Origin of the sequence: Streptomyces sp. Je 1-79 (genome assembly GCF_025195125.1) — a bacterium.
In the GTDB taxonomy this organism is placed as follows: Bacteria; Actinomycetota; Actinomycetes; order Streptomycetales; family Streptomycetaceae; genus Streptomyces.
Window position 1 is genome coordinate 94,915 of record NZ_JAMGSL010000016.1, and the last position, 22,184, is coordinate 117,098.

The 22,184-nt window shown below is 72.0% G+C and carries 21 protein-coding genes; 6 read left to right on the top strand and 15 right to left on the bottom strand.

Translation table 11 applies throughout. From position 1 onward, the window contains the following. Positions 1–4 precede the first annotated feature (4 nt). Positions 5–1,342 carry a nicotinate phosphoribosyltransferase gene (locus M5362_RS28625; RefSeq protein WP_260230698.1) on the bottom strand — a complete coding sequence of 446 codons (1,338 nt, stop codon included), beginning with the start codon at positions 1,340–1,342 and terminating at the stop codon, positions 5–7. Between the two features lie 198 nt (positions 1,343–1,540). Here M5362_RS28625 and M5362_RS28630 point away from each other — a divergent pair, with 198 nt between their 5' ends. After that, positions 1,541–2,809: an ATP-binding protein gene (locus M5362_RS28630; RefSeq protein WP_260230699.1), complete on the top strand. Its 1,269-nt coding sequence runs from the start codon at positions 1,541–1,543 to the stop codon at positions 2,807–2,809. A 49-nt stretch (positions 2,810–2,858) separates the two neighbouring features. On the opposite strand, the gene M5362_RS28635 is transcribed toward M5362_RS28630, so the two are convergent. From M5362_RS28635 to M5362_RS28645, 3 genes are all read right to left on the bottom strand, one after another. Further along, positions 2,859–3,125 (bottom strand): hypothetical protein, encoded by a 267-nt coding sequence (locus tag M5362_RS28635; RefSeq protein ID WP_260230700.1) that lies wholly within the window; start codon positions 3,123–3,125, stop codon positions 2,859–2,861. A gap of 103 nt (positions 3,126–3,228) precedes the next feature. After that, entirely contained in the window at positions 3,229–3,438 is a 210-nt protein-coding gene (locus tag M5362_RS28640; RefSeq protein WP_260230701.1) for a hypothetical protein, read from the bottom strand. 4 nt (positions 3,439–3,442) lie between these two features. After that, on the bottom strand, positions 3,443–4,021 hold the full coding sequence (locus M5362_RS28645) for a DUF5994 family protein (RefSeq protein ID WP_260230702.1): 579 nt from the start codon (positions 4,019–4,021) through the stop codon (positions 3,443–3,445). 120 nt (positions 4,022–4,141) lie between these two features. Between M5362_RS28645 and M5362_RS28650 the strand changes: the two genes are divergently transcribed. From M5362_RS28650 to M5362_RS28660, 3 genes are all read left to right on the top strand, one after another. Beyond that, a complete protein-coding gene (locus M5362_RS28650; protein ID WP_260230778.1) occupies positions 4,142–4,348 on the top strand; it encodes a hypothetical protein in 207 nt (68 codons plus the stop codon). 203 nt (positions 4,349–4,551) lie between these two features. After that, a complete protein-coding gene (locus tag M5362_RS28655; protein WP_260230703.1) occupies positions 4,552–5,010 on the top strand; it encodes a MaoC family dehydratase in 459 nt (152 codons plus the stop codon). A gap of 129 nt (positions 5,011–5,139) precedes the next feature. After that, complete coding sequence (locus M5362_RS28660) at positions 5,140–5,439, top strand: DUF1876 domain-containing protein (RefSeq protein ID WP_260230704.1); 300 nt, start codon at positions 5,140–5,142, stop codon at positions 5,437–5,439. A gap of 213 nt (positions 5,440–5,652) precedes the next feature. On the opposite strand, the gene M5362_RS28665 is transcribed toward M5362_RS28660, so the two are convergent. The 6 genes from M5362_RS28665 to M5362_RS28690 form a co-directional block, all read right to left on the bottom strand. Continuing rightward, positions 5,653–7,413, bottom strand: a complete 1,761-nt coding sequence (locus tag M5362_RS28665) for an FAD-binding dehydrogenase (protein ID WP_260230705.1) — start codon at positions 7,411–7,413, stop codon at positions 5,653–5,655. A 409-nt stretch (positions 7,414–7,822) separates the two neighbouring features. Beyond that, entirely contained in the window at positions 7,823–8,434 is a 612-nt protein-coding gene (locus M5362_RS28670; RefSeq protein WP_260230707.1) for a CBS domain-containing protein, read from the bottom strand. A gap of 117 nt (positions 8,435–8,551) precedes the next feature. Beyond that, on the bottom strand, positions 8,552–9,781 hold the full coding sequence (locus tag M5362_RS28675) for a glycoside hydrolase family 64 protein (RefSeq protein ID WP_260230708.1): 1,230 nt from the start codon (positions 9,779–9,781) through the stop codon (positions 8,552–8,554). A 109-nt stretch (positions 9,782–9,890) separates the two neighbouring features. Next, on the bottom strand, positions 9,891–10,454 hold the full coding sequence (locus M5362_RS28680) for a 3'-5' exonuclease (protein WP_260230709.1): 564 nt from the start codon (positions 10,452–10,454) through the stop codon (positions 9,891–9,893). Between the two features lie 89 nt (positions 10,455–10,543). Beyond that, entirely contained in the window at positions 10,544–11,209 is a 666-nt protein-coding gene (locus M5362_RS28685; RefSeq protein ID WP_260230710.1) for a GntR family transcriptional regulator, read from the bottom strand. A 78-nt stretch (positions 11,210–11,287) separates the two neighbouring features. Then, entirely contained in the window at positions 11,288–12,466 is a 1,179-nt protein-coding gene (locus tag M5362_RS28690; RefSeq protein WP_260230712.1) for a CaiB/BaiF CoA-transferase family protein, read from the bottom strand. A gap of 132 nt (positions 12,467–12,598) precedes the next feature. Here M5362_RS28690 and M5362_RS28695 point away from each other — a divergent pair, with 132 nt between their 5' ends. After that, complete coding sequence (locus tag M5362_RS28695; RefSeq protein ID WP_260230713.1) at positions 12,599–13,804, top strand: acyl-CoA dehydrogenase family protein; 1,206 nt, start codon at positions 12,599–12,601, stop codon at positions 13,802–13,804. Positions 13,805–13,877: 73 nt separating this feature from the next. On the opposite strand, the gene M5362_RS28700 is transcribed toward M5362_RS28695, so the two are convergent. After that, complete coding sequence (locus M5362_RS28700; RefSeq protein WP_261366570.1) at positions 13,878–14,417, bottom strand: FBP domain-containing protein; 540 nt, start codon at positions 14,415–14,417, stop codon at positions 13,878–13,880. A gap of 92 nt (positions 14,418–14,509) precedes the next feature. Further along, positions 14,510–15,916, bottom strand: coding sequence for a DUF6777 domain-containing protein (locus M5362_RS28705; protein ID WP_374214540.1), 1,407 nt, complete (start codon positions 15,914–15,916; stop codon positions 14,510–14,512). Between the two features lie 251 nt (positions 15,917–16,167). On the opposite strand from M5362_RS28705, the gene M5362_RS28710 reads away from it, so the two are divergent. After that, complete coding sequence (locus M5362_RS28710) at positions 16,168–17,508, top strand: streptophobe family protein (RefSeq protein ID WP_374214541.1); 1,341 nt, start codon at positions 16,168–16,170, stop codon at positions 17,506–17,508. 30 nt (positions 17,509–17,538) lie between these two features. On the opposite strand, the gene M5362_RS28715 is transcribed toward M5362_RS28710, so the two are convergent. Genes M5362_RS28715 through M5362_RS28725 form a run of 3 tightly spaced genes read right to left on the bottom strand, consistent with a single transcriptional unit; the run spans position 17,539 to position 22,108 of the window. Continuing rightward, positions 17,539–18,543: a serine/threonine-protein kinase gene (locus tag M5362_RS28715; protein ID WP_260230716.1), complete on the bottom strand. Its 1,005-nt coding sequence runs from the start codon at positions 18,541–18,543 to the stop codon at positions 17,539–17,541. Further along, positions 18,543–19,214, bottom strand: a complete 672-nt coding sequence (locus tag M5362_RS28720; RefSeq protein WP_260230717.1) for a hypothetical protein — start codon at positions 19,212–19,214, stop codon at positions 18,543–18,545. The genes M5362_RS28715 and M5362_RS28720 overlap by 1 nt, the downstream gene beginning before the upstream one ends. 32 nt (positions 19,215–19,246) lie before the next feature. Next, entirely contained in the window at positions 19,247–22,108 is a 2,862-nt protein-coding gene (locus M5362_RS28725) for an FHA domain-containing protein (protein WP_260230718.1), read from the bottom strand. Between the last annotated feature and the right edge of the window lie 76 nt (positions 22,109–22,184).

Here is a 22,184-nt window from a genome sequence, read left to right on the forward strand (position 1 = left end):
TTCGTCACCCCTCCCCGGTGGGCCCCGAGCGCGACCCGATCCGGTGCCGGACGATCGTCGTCAGCACCGACAGACGGGTGGAGACGGCCGGGACGGGCGCCACCGGGCCCTCGATCCGCCGCGCCGGCTCGGGGAGCAGCGCGAGGTCGGCCTCGAAGCGGGCCCGCGCGGCGGCCAGGGTGTCCGGCGGCTCCGTCCGCAGCCCGCCGCGCATCACCGTACGCAGCAACGGCTCCATGCCCTCCGGCGGCTCCTCGTTCGCCAGACCGACGACATCCCGCAGACCCGGCCCCCGGAACACCTGCTTCGGTCCCGGCGCCGTCGCCTTCCCCGGCGACAGCTTCATCACCGGCGTCCCGTCGTACTCGACCAGCTTGTACGCCGCGTCCAGATACGGTGCGTCCGCCGCCACGCCGACCCGCGTCCCGACGGCGAAGACGTCGATCGGCGCCCCGTCCCGTACGAGCGCGGCCACGGCGTACTCGTCGAGACCGCCGCTCGCGATGATCCCGACGTCCCGCAGCCCCGCCGCGTCCAGCGTGGCGCGGGCCCGGTGGGCGAGGACGCCCAGGTCGCCGCTGTCGAGCCGGACGGCGCACCCCGGGCCGCGCGCCAGTTCGCCCAGGACCCGCGCCGACGTCGCGACCCCGCGGTCCGTGTCGTACGTGTCGACGACGAAGGTGACCGGCCCGGGGTGGCGGCGGGCGAACGCCCGGAAGGCGTCCTCCTCGGTCGGGAAGGCCTGGACGTACGCGTGGGACATGGTGCCCGAGGCCGGGATGTCGTACCGGATGGCGGCGGCCACGTTGCTCGTACCGGCGAAGCCGACGAGCGCGCAGAGCCGCGCCGCCCGTACCCCGGCCTCGGGCCCGTGGCTCCCGCGCAGCGAGAAGTCCACCAGGGGCCGTCCACCGGCCGCGAGCACGCACCGCGCGGCCTTGGAGGCGACCGTCGTCTGATGGCCGAGCAGGGACAGCAGGTATGTCTCCACCAGCTGCGCCTGCGGCAGCGGCGCGGTGACCTCCAGGAGAGGCTCGCCGGCGAAGACGAGCCGCCCCTCCGGCACGGCGCGGACCTGGCCGTCGAAGGACAGGCCGTGCAGCGGTTCGAGCGCCTCGACGGGCCACCCCAGGGCCTCCGCGAACTCCCGCACGTCGGCCCGGCCGATCCGGAAGCGGGCGAGGTGGTCGAGGGCCGGTTCGAGCCCGGCGGCGACGAGGAAGCCGCGGCCCGGCGGGAGGTCGCGGACGAAGAGGCTGAACGTGGCCGGCGCCCGCATGTCCTCCCGCAGGTACGAGAGCGCCGTCGTGACCTCGTACAGGTCGGTGGTGGTCACCTGCATGCTTCGAGCATGCGCGGCCGGCCGGCGCCCCGCACGAGGGCGCTCGCCTTCGCGCCGGCGGCGGTGGACGCCGACCAGCCGCCACTGCTGCTTCGACAGACTCGTCGGTGGCGCAGGACCGATCGCGTGGCCACTGCCGCGCGCGTCCGGCGCACCTCGGCCGATGATGGGAGTACGGCCGAACACGCGGAGCTGATCATGACGGGTTGGCGTGTCAGGGACTACACCCAGGACGATCTCGAAGCGGTGATCCGACTCGATGCGGAGAGCGGTACGAGCGAGGAACCGCCTCTCTTCCCTCTCTCGGAGGCCGTGGCGGCCCTCCAGGCCCTTCACCCGGCCGTGGTGGCGACGGCGGACGAGGTGGCGGTCGGCGCCGCGGTGAGCAGGGTGGAGGGCGACAGGGCGTGGATCCTGCGCCTCTGCCTGGCGCCTGCCTGGCGGCACCAGGGCCTGGGCAGCGACCTGGTCACGGCCCTGGAGCACCGGCTCTTCGCCGGTGGGGTCCGGTCGGTGCACGCGGTCCTGCCCGAGGGCGGGACGGGCGCGGCCGCCCTGCACAACTGCGGCTTCGACGCCCGCTCGGGCCTGGTCTTCTTCGAGAAGCGCGGGCCGGTGACTCCGCAGGAGGTCGGCATGCTCTCCTCGCTGGGAGCGGAACTGCCGCCCGGCGGACTGTGGCGGCGGGTCGCGGGCATGCAGAGGGAGAAGCAGCTCATCGAGCGACGTCTGGTCCTGCCGCTGGCCCAGCCGGAACTGGCCGCGCAGCACGGAGTGGAGCTGCCGCGGGCGGTGATGCTGTTCGGTCCGCCCGGGACGGGGAAGAGCACGTTCGCGCACGCGATCGCCAGTCGCCTGGGATGGCCGTTCCTCGAACTGTTCCCCGCCCGCCTGGCCGCCGAGTACGGGCTGGCGAGCGGGCTGAACCGACGATTCGACGAGATCGCCGGGCTCGACCACGTCCTGGTCTTCATCGACGAGGTCGAGGAGATCGCGGGGGCACGGAGCGGTGCGGACGCGACCGCGGTCGGTGTCGTCAACGAACTGCTCAAGGCGATCGTCCGGTTCCGCGGCCAGGACGGGCGGCTGCTCGTCTGCGCCACGAACGACGTGACCACCCTCGACTCCGCGTTCCTGCGGCACGGCCGTTTCGACTACGTGCTGCCGATCGGTCCTCCCGACCACCGCGCGAGGACCGCCCTGTGGGAGAGCTACCTGGCCCGCGCGGGTGCGGAGGCCGACAGCGCGGCGCTGGCCTCCGCCAGCGAGGGGTTCACGCCCGCCGACATCGCCCATGTGGCGCGTACCGTCTCCCAGGTCCAGTTCGAGCGCACCGTCGACACGGGAACCCGGACCCGCCCCACGACCGAGGACTACCTGGGCACCATCAGCGGCACCAGGCCCACGGTCAGCTCCGCCATGAGCCGGGAGTTCGCCCACCAGACCGAGGAGTTCGCCCGCATCTGACGACGGGCCGGTCCGGGTCCGATGCTGTTCAGACTTCGTCGACCGCTGTTCAGACCTCGTCGACGTGGGCGGCGGTGCGCAGGGAAGGTCTGCTGGTGGTGAGCCAGGAGCGGACGGGTTCCGCGGCGGATTCGGTGTCGACGGTGAGGTGGAGCCGGGTGCCGCCTTCGGGGACCGGGTAGCTGCGCTGTTCCGTTCCGGCGAAGGAGCGGCGGATCGCTTCGGCGACCGCGCGCGCGACTTCGGGGGTGGCGGCGACGATACGGATCTCGGCGTGCCCGGCCGGGGGCAGGGTCTCGTTCTCGACGGCGTACAAGGTGCGTGGTCCCTTCGGTGGGGAAGGCGAGAGGCCGGCGGGTGGGTTGTCCCGGGTGTCGGGTGCCCCACCCGCGGCCTTCGGCCGGAGGAGTGGTCCGAGGTCAGGGCCAGGTGCCCGTACGCCCGCGGCTGGGGGCCTGCCCCGACGAACTGCGGGGGCTGTGGCCCGGTGGACGGGCGGTGGACGGGTAGGGGGCGCTGAAGTGGTAGGCCGCGATGCGTGCGTCGTGCTGGCCGTTGAGCCGGTGGATCAGGCGCGTACCGAGCACGATCAGGAGGGCGCCTGCCACGAGGGCGATCAGGGTCTCCATGACGTCATCTCCCCATGCGTCCCGGCAGGGGGATCATCCGTGCTCCGACGACCGGGTGCCGTACGGGTGGCGGCGCGGCTCCACCGTCGGTCTCCCAGGCGTCCTCGCTGCTTCGGACGTCCTCCGTACGGCGGCCGGTCGCGGCCTCGTCGGACATCAGGACACCGGCGGTGAGGACGCTGCCGGGGACGGTGGCGGCGGTCATGAGCCGGGCGGCTGTGGCGGGTTCGGTGTCGGGCGGGATCACCAGCAGGTCGCAGCGGCCGACGGTGTAGGAGAGCAGGATCACCTTGTCGGGATCCTGTTCGGTGAACCAGCCCACGTGTGTGGTGTGCCCGGTGACGGGAACCTTGTGCGGGACGACGGGCCAGCGTGTGGGGTTCACCATGACGCGGGTGATGCGTCCTGTGTGGCTCTCCATGGCGTCGACCAGGGGAGGAAGTTCGGCTGCGAGGTCGCGCGAGTACGGCCACCAGGCACCGTCCAACTGGCCGGCGAGGGTGGTCTTCGGAGTCAGGGAGAAGCGCGTCGGGAGGGGACGAACGAGCGCCCGTGCCACACCGCGTTCGACGGTCGTGGTCATGATGCGGACCCGTCTCCGGGCCGCCCTGCAGGGCGGCCCAGTGTCTTGATCGCCGGAAACGACGTCCGCGTGGGAGCGGGTGTTCGGGTTACTCCCGGTACCTTCAGCCTACTCCGCCCGGTGGCCGGACGGACGCTTCTCAGTGACCAGATCGGGGCGATGGCCGTCACCCTGGACAGCGTCGACGACGACGACCGACGACTGCTGCGCAGACTCGCCGCTCTGGTCGCGGACATGATCGTCACCAAGGGCGCCTCGCCTCAGGCGTCCATGAGGGCGTCCACGACGGCTCTGGCGACGCGGCTTGCGCGCTCCTGCGTCCAGTAGGCGGGCTCTTCCACGGTGGAGACGTAGTCCCTCGTCGTGACCGAAGCGCTGCCCCGCACGGCCTCCGGGAAGATCGTCAAGCCCGTCGTACGGGACACGTATGCGCCTGGTCGCACCGATCGTCCCCGCCCGTAACAGAGGCCCACGCGGCGTCCGTTCATGGGCCGCGCTCAACGTTGCTCACGCCATCGAAAGGAACCTCCATGCCCACCACCGCCAACGGCCTCGACGGACTCAAGTCCCTCAGCGGAGCCGACCTCGGCCGCACCGAATGGATCGAGATCGCCCAGGACCGGGTGAACACCTTCGCCGACGCCACCGACGACCACCAGTGGATCCACACCGACCCGGAGAAGGCGAAGGACGGTCCCTTCGGCGGCCCCATCGCCCACGGCTACCTCACCCTCTCCCTCGTCATCCCGCTCTTCGGGCAGCTGCTCACCATCACCGGCACCAGGATGAGCGTCAACTACGGCCTGGAGAAGGTCCGGTTCCCCAGTCCCGTCCCCGTCGGCGCGAAGATCCGCCTCCACGGTGTCGTCGGCACGGTGGAGGAGGTCAAGGGCAACGGCGTCCAGATGCCGCTGACGTTCACCGTCGAGGTCGACGGCGGCGACAAGCCGGCCTGCGTCGCCCAGGCCGTCTACCGCCACTACGCCTGACCGGCGCGTGCGGAGTCCGCCCTCTCGTCGTCCCCGCCGCCGCGCGCTCACGCGCGCGTGGACGGACCATGGGAGTAGCAAGGGACGTGCGGTGGCCCTGCGCGTCCCGACGGTGCGAGGAGGCAGACCATGACACGGACTCTTGAGTGGACGGTCGGCCTGGAACTGGTCGAAGAGGACGGCAGGACCAAGGCCGAGGCGCATCTCAACACCGGCACGTCGACCCTCACCGGCCACGGGAGCGCACGGTGCAACCCGACGGACGTGGACGTTCCGGCGATCGGCGACGAACTCGCCGCCAGCCGGGCCATGAGGGACCTGGCAGGCCAGTTGATGCGCGAGGCCAACCGGGACATGGAGGCGGTGGGCGCGGGGACGGTGCCCCAGCACACCGGCCCCGGCTACGGGTGGCCGGAGGCGGTCCAGTGATGTGACCGCCTCGCGCACCGGGCCCGCCGGCATCCCGCCGACGGGCCCGGCGCTCCCGTCACAAGGCTCCCGAAAGCGCTTTCCATGAGAGCCCAGCGCCGGGATCTGTGATCTGCGGCGCCGGGATCGGCGATCTGCCGGCTGGATCGGCGCCGGGATCGGCGATCTGCCGGCTGGATCGGCGCCGGGATCGGTGCCTGGATCCGTGTCGTGTCAGACCGCGGTGGCCGCCGCGGCCGCGCGTCCCGCCTCTCGGCCGGAGAAGATGCAGCCACCGAGGAACGTGCCCTCCAGAGACCGGTAGCCGTGCACTCCGCCGCCGCCGAAGCCGGCGACCTCTCCGGCCGCGTACAGGCCGGGCACCGGGGCGCCGGAGGCGTCCAGGACGCGGCCCGAGAGGTCGGTCTGGAGACCGCCCAGGGTCTTGCGGGTGAGGATGTTGAGCCGTACGGCGATCAGCGGACCGGCTGATGGATCCAATATCCGATGTGCGGACGCCGTGCGGCTGATGGAATCCCCGGCATAGGCGAGGGCGTTACGGATGCCCATGACCTGCACGTCCTTGGTGTAGGGGTTGTCGATCTCGCGGTCCCGTGCCTCGATCTGCCGCTTGAGGTCGGCCAGGTCGATCAGGTTCTCCCCGGTCAGCCTGTTCATACCGGCGACGAGGTCGGGCAGGGCGGTGGCGACCACGAAGTCGGCGCCGTTCTTCTTGAACTTCTCGATCGGCTCCGGGCTCTGCCAGATCCGCGAGAGCAGTTTCCAGACGTCCTTGTTGGTGAGGTCCGGGTTCTGCTCGGAGCCGGAGAGCGCGAACTCCTTGGCGAGGATCTTCTGCGTGGTCACGAACCAGGAGTAGTCGTAGCCGGACTCCCTGATCGACTTCAGGGTGTGCAGGGTGTCGTAGCCGGGGATGTCCGGGCTGCCGAAGCGCCGGCCCTTCGCGTCGAACCACATCGACGACGGGCCCGGCAGGATGCGGATGCCGTGACCGGGCCAGATCGGGGCGTAGTTGCGGAGCCCTTCGGTGTAGTGCCACATGCGGTCGGGGTTGACGATGCGGCCGCCCGCCCGCTCCGTGATGGCGAGCATGCGACCGTCCACGTGCGCGGGCACGCCGGTGACCATGGAGGCCGGCGGGGTGCCGAGCCTCGCGGGCCAGTTCCGGCGGACCAGATCGTGGTTGGCGCCGATGCCGCCCGAGGTGACGACCACGACAGGGGCGCGGAGCTCGAACTCGCCCACGACCGTGCGCGAGCTGGGCGTGCCGCGGGCCGCGCCGCTCGGCTCCAGGATCGCCCCGCGGACACCGGTGACGGCCCCGGCCGTCGTGACCAGCTCGTCCACGCGGTGGCGGAACCTGAAGGTCACCTTCTTGTCGGCGACGGCGCCCCGCACCTTCTTCTCGAACGGCTCGACGACCGCCGGGCCCGTGCCCCAGGTGACGTGGAAACGTGGCACCGAGTTGCCGTGACCGTCGGCGAGACCGCCGCCGCGCTCCGCCCAGCCGACGATCGGGAACCACTGCATGCCGAGACCGCCGAGCCAGGACCGCTTCTCCCCGGACGCGAAATCCACGTACGCCTCGGCCCACTTGTACGCCCAGTGGTCCTGGCCCGCCGGGTCGTCGACACCGCGGTCGAAGCCGGCCGTGCCGAGCCAGTCCTGCCAGGCCAGTTCGTGCGAGTCCTTGATGCCCATGAGGCGCTGTTCGTGGGAGTCGGCGAAGAAGAGTCCGCCGAAGGACCAGAACGCCTGCCCGCCCAGGCTCGCCTCCGGCTCCTGGTCCAGGAGCAGCACCTTGCGGCCCGCGGCGGCGAGCTCGGCGGTCGCGACCAGACCGGCGAGACCGTGCCCGACGACGATCGCGTCGGCGTGGTACGACTCCGCGGCGAAGGCCGGGAACGCGTGGCCGGCCAGGGTGGCCCCGGCGAGCGCCCCGCCGGTGACGGTGAGGGCCCGGCGGCGCGACATGCCGGACGCTTCCTCGCTGGAGTCCCCGTGACGTGCCGCGGACGTGTCTCCGGAATTCACCATGGATGCCTTTCATCCCGGGGGCGTGGGTGGGGGGTGTGAACGGCGAAGGCCGGAAGGCATGACATTACCGACCGGTATTACCGACGGTAGCCCAACGGCTGTCCGGCTACCAGACTCCTGCACCACCCGGTCCACGACAGCCCGGAGGACGCGCCGAACCTCCTCAACCACAGGCGTTCCAGGGCGATGTGACGCCACGTCCGGTGCATTGCCGGGGCGGCCCGCAGGGCGAGCTCCCACCTCCGCCGACGTGCAGGAGGTGGGAGCTCCGTACCGCCCTTCGCTCCTCGGGCGCCGTCCGGATGCATCACGCCGGACCTTCGTCCACCGGACCGCGCCCCGGGCCCTACCCGGCGTCCTCCGCTTCGCCGTCGTCGTCGTACGACAGCCGGTCCACGACCTCCACGACGCCGTCGACGCTCTCGCAGAGCCGTACGAAGGCCGGTGCGAGGTTCCGCCGTTCCAGCGTCCCGCTGAGCGTCACCCGGCCCTCGTCGACGTCGACGTGGACCGAGGCCGGGGAGAGCCCGAGGATGCGGATGACCACGTCCTCCAGGATCTCCTCCTGGATCGCGCGGTCGCGGCGCAGGAACAGCTGCAGCAGATCGCTGCGGCTGAGCACCCCGATGAGCTGACCGCCCGCGTCCACCACCGGCAGCCGCTTCACGCGGTGCCGCTCCATCAGCCGTGCCGCCTCCACCGCCGTCCAGGACGGACGGGCCACCACCACCGGGCTGGACATCATCGCTCCGGCGGTGCTGGGGCCGTCCTTGGTGCCGTGGCGGCGCAGCAGGTCCGCCTCGGACACCACGCCGATCGGCCGGTTGGCCTCGTCGACCACCGGTACGGCGGTGATGCCGTACTCGTCGAGCAACCGCGCGATCTCCTTGAACGACGTCCCCGGCTGCACGGCCACCGCGGTCGGCGTCATCAGGTCGGCGACACTACGGTTCCGCATCGTCCCGTTCCGTCCCTTCTCCGCTCCTGTGTCCATGATCCCTCACGCGGAGGGGGCCCAGGGGTCGCTGGTGCACCAGGAGCTGAAGAGACGGAGGGGGGAGGTGCGGCCGGCGTCCTAGTCGAACGGGTCGAGCGTGACGTACGCCGCCTGCGGATTCCCGTCGTGCACCAGGGACTCGTGGGCGCCGACGTCGTCGAACGCGAAGCCGTAGGCCTTGCCGTCCGCCATCTGCGCGTGGATCTTCCGCGAGTAGTGGTTGGTCACCGCGTCCTGGTAGAAGCCGGCCGAGGAGGAGTCCGGCTGGTTGGGGTTGGTGAGGAGGGTGGACCGGTTGTAACCGGCGCAGAGCGTACGGGAGATGGGCCCCCGCACCTGGTCGTTCGGCGCGTCGAGGCGCTTGTAGCAGCCGAAGACGCTGTCGGAGTCGGGCTTCTGGAAGGACGTGACGACGGCGCCGCTGCCGTTGGTGAAGTTCATGACGTCGCCGGAGACGCGGCCGTAGTACTTCACCGACGGCTGGTTCGAGAAGGGCGTCACGGTCAGCGTCGACGAGGCGTACTTCGTCCAGACGCGGTTGATGTAGTCGTTCATCGCGGTCGCCGGCAGCGCGCCTGCCTCGATGCCGTGACCGGGCGCGAGGGCGCGCAGGACGGTGCCGTCGGACCGGGTCTGGATGAGGTTCGCCCAGCCGCCGGGCTGGCCGCGCAGGGCGTCGAGGAAGCCGCGGTAGCCCCCGGGCTTGAGCCGGCCCGTGGTGGCGACGCTCCCGTCGGGTCGCTTGACGCCGACCGCGTACGGCGCCGAGACCATGTCGACCTGGGTGCTGTTGATCCAGAGGCCCGAGTCGTTGAGCGTGTACTCGGACCAGTTGAAGAGGATGTTCCGGTTGGGGTCGCTCGGGTTCTGGACGGCGGGCTGCACGAGGCCGCCGGTCGCCAGCTTGAAGACGAGCTTCTGGCCGTAGCTGAAGTAGATCCGCCCGGAGAACTTCGGCAGCCGGATCGTCATGGACTGCCCCTGGGCGGGGCCGGCGATGGCGGCGTCGGGTGCCGGGACGGGGACCGAACCGCCGGCGGGCCAGGGGTGGAAGGTGCCGTTCGCGTCCGCCCAGCCCTGGCGGCCGGTGGAGAGTTCGGTGCCGAGGTTGTAGACGTAGATCTGCTCGCCTCGACCGGAGTTGTTCTTGAAGGTGAGCGGAATGGTGGCCGGCACGGCGGCGGCCCGGGCGGTGGCGGCCTCGACCGTGGGGGAGGGGCCGACGAGGGTGACGGCGGTGCCGACGAGGGCGGCGGCGGTGACGGGCGCGAGCAGGGTGAGCCTGCGGCGACGGCGGTGGGTTGGCACGTGGGGGCTCCTCGGGGTGGGGGATTCGAGGGCGCTGAGAGCGCTCTGAGAGCGCTCTCAGGATGGTGAGGATGTGATGACCCTGTCAATGCTTCGGACGTCCGGGATGCTACGAGGGCCAGGCGCCGCGGTCGTTCAACTTCAGGACCAGCGCGGCGATGTTCCAGGCGTCGTCCTCGCCCCGGTGGTGGCGGCCCTCCAGGCGCAGCCCCGCGATCTGCAACGCACGGGCCATGCCCGGGCGTTTGGGCAGGCCGTTCGCCTCGGTGAAGACGGCCTTGGCGTTGGTGTGCCGGTGGCCGAAGGGGTATTCCACCCGGCTCACCCGGCACTGGTGAGTGAACTGCTTGCGGTCGTAGTCGCCCCAACTGGCCCATGGACGGGCACCACTCGCGTACGCGGAGGCGAGCAGTCGGCAGGCCGCGGCGAAGTCCAGTCCGGTGTCGACCTCCGCCTGTGTGAGGCCGGTCAGCTCGGTGCAGAAGGCGCTGACCGTGGAGCGGGCGGGCCTGACCAGGATGCGGTGGCGGCCCGTGCGTTCGCCCGCCTCCAGGTCGACGACGGTGAGACCGATCTCGATGATCTCGCTCACGGCACCCGGCGGTCGCTCCCCGTCCCGCTCCCAGCAGGTGGCCTCGACATCGACGATGTTGACCAGGCGTCTGTGGTTCATGGTCACGAGGCTAGAGGGGCGGTACCTCGGCGGGCATCCGGATTTCCGTGCGACCGGGGTGAGCGGACGGGTGGCGCCCGGCCGTGCGGCTACTCCAGGTCCAGGATCTCCCGCAGGGCCGCCACCGCGTGGGCCCGGTGCTCGTCGAGCCACCGCACCGCCGCCTCCTCGTCACCGTTGCGCACCGCCGAGATGACCGCCCGGTGCTCGCGCACGGCCAGCTCCCGGTTCGGCTCGTCCGTGTAGTACAGCGAGCGGTAGGCGTCGGTGGCGTCCCACAGGGTGGTGACGAGCCGGACCAGGCGGGGCATCCCTGACGCCTCGATCAGGGCGAAGTGGAAACGGCGGTTGGCGGCGGCCATCGCCGTCACGTCCCCCGCGTCGGCGGCCCGTTCCACCTCCCGCTGGATCTTCTCCAGCGAGGCGAGTATCCCGTCCTCGCCCCGGCGGATCCCCATGCGGACCGCCTCGGTCTCCAGGAGCCCGCGGATCCGGTAGATCTCCTCCAGGTCCGCGAGGGACAGTTCCGCGACGAAATAGCCCCGGTGGATGTGGTGGACGACGAGCCCCTCGCCCTCCAGGATCTTCAGTGCCTCACGCAGCGGCACGCGACTGACGTCGAGCCGGGCGGCGAGCGCGTCCTGGCGGATCTGCCCGCCGGGCCGCAACTCCCCGGTGGTGATCGCGCGCCGCAGCTCCTCGAGGACGAACTGCTGGGCGGTCGGCGGACGCCGCTTCTGCACCGCGCTGCTCATCGCCTGTGCCCCTTCCGTCGTTCCTGGCCGGCCCGCACTCGCGCGGATCCGGATTTCCGTCCTGATCCGCATATCTTCCTACGGAGCGCCGGGCGCCCGTCCCAGCTCGGTGAGCAGGGAGGTCGTGTGCTCCCCGAGGCGCGGGGGAGCGGCGCGATAGGAGGGCGGGGTGACGCCGAGTGTGATCGGGTTGACGACCTGGCCCGGGCCGGCGGCGTCGTCCGGTACGTGGGGTGCGAGGCCGAGCCGGTCGGCCAGGCCGAAGGCGGCGGCGAGATCGTTGATCGGGCCGCAGGGCACCCCGGCGGCCGTCAGCTCCTCGAACCAGCGGTCGGCGGTCCGTCCGGCGAGCGGACCGGCCAGCGCCGCGACCAGCTCCTCGCGGTGGGCGACACGGGCGCTGTTGGTGGCGAAGCGGGCGTCGTCGGCGAGGCCGGGGAGCCCCAGACGTACACAGAGCGCACGGAACTGACGATCGTTCCCCACGGCGAGGACCAGGGGGCGGTCCTGCGCCTCGAACACCTCGTACGGGGCGATGCTCGGATGCCGATTGCCCATCGCCCGGGGAACGACCCCGGCGGCGAGGTGGGCGGCCGACTGATTGGTCAGGGCGGACAGGAGCGAGGTGAGCAGGGAGACCTCGACCCGCTGACCCTCCCCGGTCCGCTCCCGGTGCCGCAGAGCGGCGAGGACACCCAGGCCCGCGTGGAGGCCGGTGATGACGTCGACGAGCGCGACGCCCGCCTTCGTCCCCTGGCCGCCCGGTTCACCGGTCACGCTCATCAGCCCGCCCATCGCCTGGACGAGGAGGTCGTACCCGGGCAGGTGGGCGCCCTCGGCCGTGCCGAAGCCGGTGACCGAGCAGTAGACGAGGCCGGGGTTGGACGCGCGTACGTCGTCGTAGCCGAGACCGAGCTTCTCCATCGTGCCCGGCCGGAAGTTCTCCACGAGGACATCGGCGCGGTCGACGATCGCCCGGGCCGCGGCCAGGTCGGTCGGATCGGTCAGGTCCAGGGCGACGGAACGCTTGTTCCGGTTCACCCCGAGGAAGTACGTGGCCTGGCCGTCGGCGAACGGGGGACCCCAGGCCCGGGTGTCGTCACCGGATCCCGGCCGCTCGATCTTGATGACGTCGGCGCCCAGGTCGGCCAGGAGCATCGTCATGTACGGCCCGGCGAGGACGCGTCCGAAGTCGGCCACCACGATCCCGGACAGGGCTCCGGGTCCGGTCGTCACCTGCTGATCTGCGTGCACCACGCCCTCCTCCGCCGACGATCGGATCCAGCTGGAACGTACGCATCGGAGATCCGATATTCAATACTGGATCCAAAATCCGATCTCCGGCTACGCTGCGGTACGCCGAGTACCGCACGAGCCTGGAGGCCGTCCGTGAAGCCGTCGCCGCAGTCGTCGAACGCGTCGAAGTCGACTCCCGTCCACCCCTTCGATCTGCTGGCGATCGACGGCCTCCTCACCGACGAGGAGCGGGAGATCCGCCGGACCGTGCGCGCCATGGCGGACAAGGAACTCCGCCCCCACGTCGCCGAATGGTTCGAGCGGGGAGCCGTCCCCGCCCGGGAACTCGCCCGGCAGCTCGGCGGCATCGGCGTCCTCGGCATGCACCTGGAGGGTTACGGCTGCGCGGGCACCGACGCCGTCGCGTACGGGCTGGCCTGCCTGGAACTCGAGGCCGTCGACTCCGGCCTGCGCAGCCTGGTCTCCGTGCAGGGATCCCTCGCCATGTACGCGATCTGGAAGTACGGCTCGGAGGAGCAGAAGCAGCAGTGGCTGCCCGGGATGGCGGCCGGCGAGTACATCGGCTGCTTCGGGCTCACCGAGCCGGACGCGGGATCCGATCCCGGCGCCATGCGCACGCGCGCCAGGCGGGACGGCGAGGACTGGGTGCTCAACGGCACCAAGATGTGGATCACCAACGGCTCGGTCGCCGACGTGGCCGTCGTCTGGGCCCGGACCGACGAAGGCGTCCGCGGCTTCCTGGTGCCCGCCGGCACCCCCGGCTTCAGCGCCCCGGAGATCAAGCAGAAGCTGTCGCTGCGGGCGAGCGTGACCAGCGAACTCGTCCTGGAGGACGTACGGCTGCCGGCCGACGCGATGCTGCCGGAGGCGCGCGGACTGTCCGGCCCGCTCGGCTGTCTCAACGAGGCGCGGTTCGGGATCGTGTTCGGCGCCCTCGGCGCCGCCCGCGACTGCCTGGAGACCGCGATCGCGTACGCCGGTGACCGTATCGTCTTCGAACGGTCCCTCGCCTCCTACCAGCTGACCCAGCAGAAGCTCGCGGACATGTCCCTGGAGCTCGGCAAGGGCATGCTGCTCGCCCTCCACCTGGGACGCCTCAAGGACGCCGGCCGCCTCACGCCCGAGCAGGTCAGCGTGGGCAAGCTGAACAACGTACGGGAGGCCATCGCCATCGCCCGCGAGTGCCGCACGATCCTCGGGGCGAACGGCATCACCCTGGAGTACCCGGTGATGCGCCACGCCAACAACCTGGAGTCGGTCCTCACCTACGAGGGCACCAGCGAGGTCCACTCCCTGGTCATCGGCAAGGCGCTCACCGGCGAGCAGGCCTTCCGCTGACCCGCACGGCGCCGGCCCCAGGGGGTGGCTTGTGGATCATGCCGGGCTCGCGGCGGGATCCACACGACACCCCCTAGCCGGCCGTCACCTTGGCGAGGAACGCGTCCAGGTTGGCCGTCGTCCGCTCGATCCGCTCGTCGAGCGTCAGCGACTCCTCGTGACGGCCGGCCCGCAGCTTGGGCTGGCGCTTGCCGCGGATGTACAGGGAACAGGCCAGGTCGGCGCAGATGTAGATGCCGACCGTGTTGCCCTCGCGTCCGCGGCTGCCGGCCAGCGGCGCCGCGAGCAGGGTCACCCCTGACGAGGCGTGCCCCGTCAGGCAGACCTGGCACAGGCTGGACTTGACCGCGCTGGTGCGGCCCGTGGCGGGCACCCGCAGGCTGATGCCGAGCGGACCGTCCTCACGGGGCACCACGAGGTGGGCGCGCAGCGGCGCGCCGGGGTCGATCCAGCCGAGGAAGTCGAGGTCCTGCCAGGGGAGTTCCGCGTAGTCAAGCGGAAGCTTGAGTCTGCTTGCCTCGCCCTTCGTACAGTTCACGAAGGACGAGCGGATCTGTCGGTCGGTGAGAGGTTCCACTCGGTGGACCGTACACGCATCGTACGGGCCGGGCATCCGGATTTCCGGCGGGCCGAGCGCGGCCCCGGAGCGCCGTGGACCCCGTCCCGGCCGGGGCCGGAAACGGGGTCCACACCGGGGTGATCGCGTCAGGCGACCGGCTGGGCTTCAGCTGCGTGCACGTGCGCCGCCATGATCGGAGAGGCGCCCGGCCCGGGCTGCGGGGGTGACCCGGGGGAGGACTCCGAACCGTCCTCCGTCCGCGGGCTCTCCACCGAGGCCGACTGGTCCGTCGTGCCGTCGGAGGGCGTCCCGCCCTCCGATGTTCCGCCCGTGGCCGGGCCCTCCGTCGCCGGGTCCGACGGCGGAGCCGGGGAATCGGGCGGGTTCGGGGAATCCGGCTGATTCGGCGAAGCGGGTGACTCGGGAGCCGGCGGGGACGAGGGCGGGGAGTCCGACGGGCCCGACGGCGAGTCCGACGGGGACTCCGAAGTGGGCGAACCGGTCCCCGAGTCGGAGACGGAGGGCGACGGAGGGGCCGTCGGCGGTGACGTCGGCTTGTCCTTGTCTCCCGCGTCGCCCGGCTCGCGGGCGAACCAGCCGTCCTTCTCGGGGTCGTACACGACGAAGACGTTCACCACCGTCACCGACGGCGTCACGACGACGACCTGGGAGGGCTGATAGCCGGGCCACCGGGTGCCCGTCGTCTTCGGTGCCTTCTGGGCGACCGGCGGGGTCAGCGGATTGCCGCAGGCGCAGCGCACCCGGGGTACGCCCCGGTCGTCGACGAGCACGGCCGTACCCGCCTGGAGCACCGCCTGGTACGAGGTCGCGGAACCGCCCCGGAACCCGTGGTTGGTCACCCGGGTGTCGACCCGGAGCTGGAGCGGGGTCAGGGAGCGCAGATATCCCGGCACTTCGTTGGCCGAGATGTCGAGGACCGAGGCGAAGGCCGCGTTCTTGGCCGGCTGCTCGGCCAGATAGCTGACCTGCTGCTCGATGTCACAGCTCGCCACGTTCTGCGTACCGCCGTACAGGCCCGCCGCCGAACCCGACACGCTGCGGGTGGCGTTGGCGTCCGCGGACCCGGTCGCGCTGGGCAGCGGGGTGGGGGACTGCGAGGCGTCGGTGGCGCGGGCCGTCGACTTGGTGAAGGGGTCGGGGCCGGTGGCGGAGGCGTTCTGCAGGAACACCTCGCCACCGCCCGAGCCGGTGTCTTCGCCACCGCCACCCGGACGGGTGAGGACGACCACCAGGGCGATGGCCGCGACCAGAATGGCGGTGATCGACGCGACCTTGGGGACGGAACGCCACCAGGGGCCACCGCCGCCTCCGTCGTCACCGGCTCGACCGCCGGCCGGGGCGCCCCCGCCACCGCCCCCGCCACCGGCTCCGCCGCCGGAACCGCCCGAGCCGCCCCCCGAACCGCCGTGCGGCGGGCCGGGGGGCGGTGGGGGACCGGCGGCCCCAGGAGTGGTGCTCGGGCCCGAGAGAGGGCCCGAAGGGGGACCTGCGGGGGGAACCGACGGACGGTCGGACGGCGGGTGGGAAGTCACGTTTTTCCCTTTCTTCCGTTCCGGGCCCATTGTGTGCGCGGAACCGGCCCCGCCCGCAAGCGGACGACGCCCATGGGTGCCGCGGTGGCGGCCCACCTGTGGCTGCGCACGGCGCCCATCGCCGCTGCGGACGACGCGCAATCGGTGGCTGCACAGGGCGCCCACCTGTGGCTGCGGACGGCGCGCATCGGTACTGCGGACGGCGCGCATCGGTACTGCGGAGGTCATTGACCGGTACTAGCGTGGAGAACGTGAGCAGTCGGCTCCCCACCAACTCAGGCCCGGCGCACGACGCCCCGCACCTCGCCCGCCACTGGGGCGAGGCACTGGCCGCCGTCCTCGCCGGGTTCGTCGCGATGGCGGTCGTCGCCGCGCTCGGCCTCTGGGCCGCGGGCGCCGCCGACCTGCCCGGCGGCTTCGTGAACGTCGTCGCCGCGGTCGTCGTCATGGCCGCGGGCGGCCAGATCGACCTCTCCGGCGACGCCGGCGCGCTCGCGGGCACCAACGCCGAACTCACCGCCATGCCCCTCACCGTCACCCTGGTGGGCGCATTGGTCACCGGCTTCTGCTTCCTGCTCCCACTCCGCCACCACGCCGTCGCCCGGACCCGCGACCTCCTCGCCCGCGCGGGGCGCACCGTCCTGCTCTGGCTGGCCGGGCTCGCCTGCCTCTCCGCCCTCGCCCGCCACGACTTTCCCGTCTCGATCGGCGGCGGCGAGAGCCAGGACGTCATGTCCGACCTCTTCGGCGAACTCCTCGAAGCGGCCGACCCCACCGTCGGCTTCCGCACCGAACTGGGCCCCACCCTCTTCTTCGGGCTCCTGTGGATCCTCGGGGTCCTCCTGATGGCCCTGCTGGTCTCGCGCGGGACCCCGCTCCCGCCGCGGCTCGTCCGCTACCACGAGGCCGTACGGCCGGTCGCCTCCGCGATGTTGCTCCTGCTCCTGGCGTACGTTCTCCTCGGCCTGGTCATCGGGATCGTCGTGGCCGCGACCAGGGGCCATGCGACCGAGACCTTCGCCGTGATCCTGCTCGGCCTGCCCAACGTCAGCTGGCTCGCCCTCGGCGTCGGTATCGGAGGGTCCTGGGAGGGCACGGTCGAAGGGCCCTTCGGCCTGCCGATGCCCCCGATCCTCGACGCTGTGCTGCGCACCGACACCGCGGGCCTCTCCACCGTCGACCTGTCCTCCCTGGCCGACTACGACTCCCGGGCCTGGTGGCTGCTGCCGGTGGCGGCCGTTCTGGTCCTGGCCGTGGCGTTCGTGGCCGCCGTCCGGTCCCCGGCCCGTACGCGGCTCTGGCAGCACGCCCTCCACCTGGGCATCGCCTTCGCCCTGACCATGCTGGTCGTCACCCCCGTCACGCTCGTCGAGGCGCGCTTCGGGCTCTCCATCCTCGGCATCGGCGATCTCGAGTCCCTGGGCGGCCGGGTGGTGCTGCGGCCCCACATCTGGAAGACGGCCGGCTTCGCCCTGCTCTGGGGGCTCGTCGCGGGTTTCCTCGGCGCGCTGCTGGCCTCCCGCGTCCGCCGCCGAGGCGAGGTGGACGCCCCTCTTGAGGACCCCGCAGGGGAGCAACGACCCAAGGCCTGAGACCAGGGCCTGGGAGCGCTCAAGGCCTGCCTAGGCCCAGGAGCCGGGCGGTTCCCGGAACACCGGGCCTGCCCAGGACGGCGGTGGGGGCGGCGGAGTCGGCGGCTCCGGTCCGTCCGGGCCCTCATGCCGGCCCGGGCCCGGACCGCCCTCCTCCAGGGCCGCCCGAAGCGCGGCGACGAACTCCAGACACGTTCCGTACCGCTCCTCCGGAACCTTCGCCAGCGCCTTCGCCAGTACCTCGTCCGCCGCCTCCGGCAGCTCCGGCCGCTCCGTGGACGGTGGCGGCGGCGGATCGTACTGGTGGGCCCAGAGCAGCGCCATGTCGTCGTCGCGGCGGAACGGCGGCATTCCGGTGAGCGTCTCGTAGACCACGCACGCCAGGCTGTACACGTCGCAGCGGCCGTCCACCGGCTTCCCGGAGATCTGTTCGGGCGCCACGTAGTCGAGCGTTCCCACGAACTGCCCGACCGTCGTCAGGCCGGTCAGGGAGAGGGATTTCTTCGTCAGCCCGAAGTCCGTGAGGTACACGTGTTCCGGGTGGTCGCGGTCGGTACCCTCGGCGACCAGGATGTTGCCCGGCTTCACGTCACGGTGCACCAGGTCGTGGGCGTGTGCCGCGTCCAGCGCGGACGCCACCTGTACGGCGATCCTTCCCGCCTTCACGGGCGGCAGCGGGCCCTCGCGGTCGAGGAGCGCCCGCAGATCCTGCCCGGCGACGTAGCGCATCGCGATGTACAGGACCCCCTCGGTCTCGCCGGCCTCGAAGACGGGCACGATGTGTGGGTGGTCGATCGCGGCCGCCACCCGCGACTCGTGTGCGAACCGCTTGCGGAAGGTGTCGTTACGGGCCAGTTCGGGCGCCAGCAGCTTCAGCGCCACGATCCGTTCCAGCCGCAGGTCGAGGGCCCTGTACACGACCGCCATCCCCCCGCGGCCGATCTCGGCCTCGACCACATAGCCCGCGATCTGCTTGCCGATGAGCCCCGAGTCCCGGCCCGCGGGCAGATCCGTGTCCCGGGCCGCGCCGCCCATCAGCCCTCACCCGGCAGTTGGGCGCGGTCGACGACCCGGGTGGGCGGCGGGGCGGCGGGGCTGTCCGGCGGCCCGTCCTCGTCGAGGCGCGGCACGACCCGCGTGGGCTCGTGCCCGGCCACCGCCACCGCACCCTCGGGTACGACGGCGGCCGCCGAGGGACCGGCCGAGGCGGCGTACGTGTTCAGGGCCGTCCCGTCGCAGTACACCCAGCGCTCGTGCTCCGCGTCGTACAGCCAGAGCGATTCGCCGTCGACCACCATCCCCACCCGCAGTCCGTGCGTCCGCCTCCGGAACGTGTCCAGGTCGGCCCGTTCGGCCGCAAGCTCCTCCGCGGCCCGCCGGTACCGGCCGAGTGACTCCTCCGCCCGGGTGATCAGCGGCCGCGGGTCGGCGGTCCTGGCGAGCGTCTTACGGGCCTCCGGCGGATCCACGGGTACGGAGACGAGCAGCCGGGCGTCGACCCACGCGGTCCAGCCGTTGGAGCAGAGGACCTGCCCCCAGTCACCCACGCGGTCCGTGAGTTGCACGGGCAGGAAGGCGTCGAGCGGCACGGTCGGCAGCCCCGGGTCGGGAGCCTCCCAGGCGGGCAGCCCGTCGCGCGGCACGACATGGGACGGCCGGAAGTCCGGAACGCCGTCCGGTACCGGAGGAGTGACCGGGATGCCCATGGGCCGCCTTCCTTCACTGTTCCGGATATCGGCTACTTCCGCATGATCACCGGCTCGTGGCGCCGCAACAGCCTCGCCACGAGGAAGCCGAGCAGGACACTGAGTACGACCAGCATGCCCATGTCGAAGAGCCAGGCGCCCAGGGTGTGGTCCATGAGCGGATCCGTCGTCTTGTCGCTCGGCGCGATCTGCCCGATGTCGATGGTCGCTCCCATCGCCGCGAACGCCCACCGCGAGGGCACCAGCCATGCCAGCTGTTCGAGGACCGGCGTGCCGGTGACGGTGAGCAGCGCGCCGCAGAACACCACCTGCACGATGGCGAGGAGGACCAACAGTGGCATGGTCACCTCCTCCTTGCGCACCAGGGCGGAGACGAACAGCCCGAGCATCATCGCCGTGAAGGAGAGCAGCGCGACCGCGAGCGTGAGTTCCACGAGCGGTGGCAGGAACACACCCTTGCCGTCCGGGACGTTCAGCGGCACCCCGATCAGCGCGACGAGCGTGAGGACCACCGCCTGGACGACCGTGATCGTGCCCAGCACCACGACCTTCGACATCAGATACGCGGAACGGGACAGGCCGACGGCTCTCTCCCGCCGGTAGATCGTGCGTTCCTTCACCAGCTCCCGCACCGCGTTCGCCGCTCCCGTCAGCACGCCGCCGACACAGAGGATCAGCAGCACGTTCAGCGTCGACTCGGGGTTGAGACTGCCCTCCGACAGCGCGCGGGCCATCGCGCCCATCACGAACGGCAGGGCGATCATGATGGCGAGGAAGGTCCGGTCCGCGGACAGTGCCGCCGCGTACCGCCGTACGAGGGTACGGAGCTGGGAACCCCAGCTCTGCGCCTTGGGCGGCGGACCGGGCTCCGGCACCTCCCCGGAGGAGGGCGCTCCCGGGCGCTGCATGGCGTCGTCGATGTACTGGCGGTGCAGGCGCGAGGAACGGTACTGCCCCGCCCAGTCGCGTCCCCGGTCCGTCTCGAAGGCCTCGAACGCCTCGGGCCACTGATCGAAGCCGAAGAAGCCGAGCGACTTGTCCGGCGGCCCGTAGTACGCGACGCGGCCGCCGGGCGCGAGCACGAGCAGCCGGTCGCAGACGTCCAGGCTCAACACACTGTGGGTGACGACGATGACCGTACGGCCGTCGTCGGCCAGGCCGCGCAGCATGTGCATCACCGAGCGGTCCATGCCCGGGTCGAGACCGGAGGTCGGCTCGTCCAGGAAGAGCAACGACGGCTTGGTGAGCAGCTCAAGGGCCACGCTGACCCTCTTGCGCTGGCCGCCGGAGAGGCTGTGGATGGGCTGGTCGACCCGCTCGACGAGTCCGAGCTCGCCGATCACCTCGTCCACCCGGGCCCGGCGTTCCTCGGCCGCCGTGTCCTCGGGGAAGCGCAGCTCGGAGGCGTAGGTGAGCGCCCGGTGCACGGTGAGCTGGAGGTGGAGGATGTCGTCCTGCGGGACGAGCCCGATGCGCTGGCGCAGCTCCGCGTAGTCGCGGTAGAGGTCCCGGCCGTCGTAGAGGACCGTGCCGCGGTCGGCGGGCCGCTGACCGGTGAGCGCCCCGAGCAGCGTCGACTTGCCGGCGCCGGACGGCCCGACCACCGCGAGCAGGCACTTCTGCCCGACAGGGAAGGACACGTCCTCCAGGAGCGTCTTCTGGCCGTGGTCGACCATGACGGCGAGGTCCTGCACGTCGAGGGAGACCTCGCCGGTGTCGGTGAACTCGACGAGCTGTCCGCCGATGAGACAGAACGCGGAGTGCCCGATGCCCACGATGTCGTCCGGGGTGACGCGGGCTTCGGCGACGGGACGGCCGTTGAGGTAGGTGCCGTTGTGGCTGCCGAGGTCCTGGATCCAGTACGTACCGTCGGGGCGGACGGTCAGTTCGGCGTGGCGCCGGGAGACGACCAGATCGTCGACGACGAGGTCGTTCTCGGGCGCTCGGCCGATCTGGACGGTCCGTGTCGGCAGTGGCCGTACGGACGTGGGCTGCCGGAACGTTCCGGTCGCGGCCGGATGGGAGACGGAGGACGGCCGGGGCGGCGTCCGCGGCGGCGCGGGGGCCGGCGGTTCCGGGGCCGGTACGGGACGGGGCGCGGGGGCAGGCTCCGGGCCGGGTGCGGGCGGAGGAACCGGCGCCGCGGGCCCGGGCTCCGGCGTGGCGGGGGTCTCCACGGGTGCGGGGGGCTCCACGGCGGCAACGCCGGGCGCGGGGGCTTCGTCGGCGGGTGCCTGGGGGGCGGGGGCTTCCTCGGCGGGGATCTGGAGCGCGGGGGCCGCCTCAGGCGGAGGGGCTTGTCCGGCGGGGGCTTCGGGGGCAGCCGCTTCCTCGGCGGGGACTTCCGGCGTAGGAACCTCCACACCAGGGGCGGCCTGCCCTGCGGGCGCTTCAGCCGCGGGTGCCGCCGCAGCGGGGGTCTCCGCCGGCGTCACCGCAGCGGGAGCCTCGGCCGGCGCCTCCGCCGCGGGAACGGCCGCGTCGCGGCCTTCCTCGGCAGGAGCCTCGGACTTGAGGCCCGTCCTGGCAGAGCGCTCCTCCACCGCCGGTGGCACAGGTGGAGCCGCGGCCGTGGCGCCCCCGGACAGCACGGCGCGAGGGCCGTCTCCGGGGTGGCCGAACCGTATGACCGTGCCCGGTCCGACCTCGCGCACGGCGATGCGGTGGCTGTCCGCGAAGGTGCCGTTCGTACTGCCCTCGTCCGCGAGCGTCCAGTGGTCGCCGACGGTTCGCAGAACCGCGTGGTGCCAGGACGTCCGGTCGTCGTCGAGGACGATGTCGCTGGTGGGGTCGCGCCCGATGCGGTAGACCCGGCTCGGACTCATCACAGTCGCGTCCCCGTTGATCTCGAGGACGAGCTCGGGCGCGGCAGGCGCGACGGGCCGCTCTCCCATGCATGAATTTTATCTTCCTGGGCTCATCCGTGCCTGCGAGAGCCCGCCGGTATCGTGGGCGCCTCCAGCCACCGAG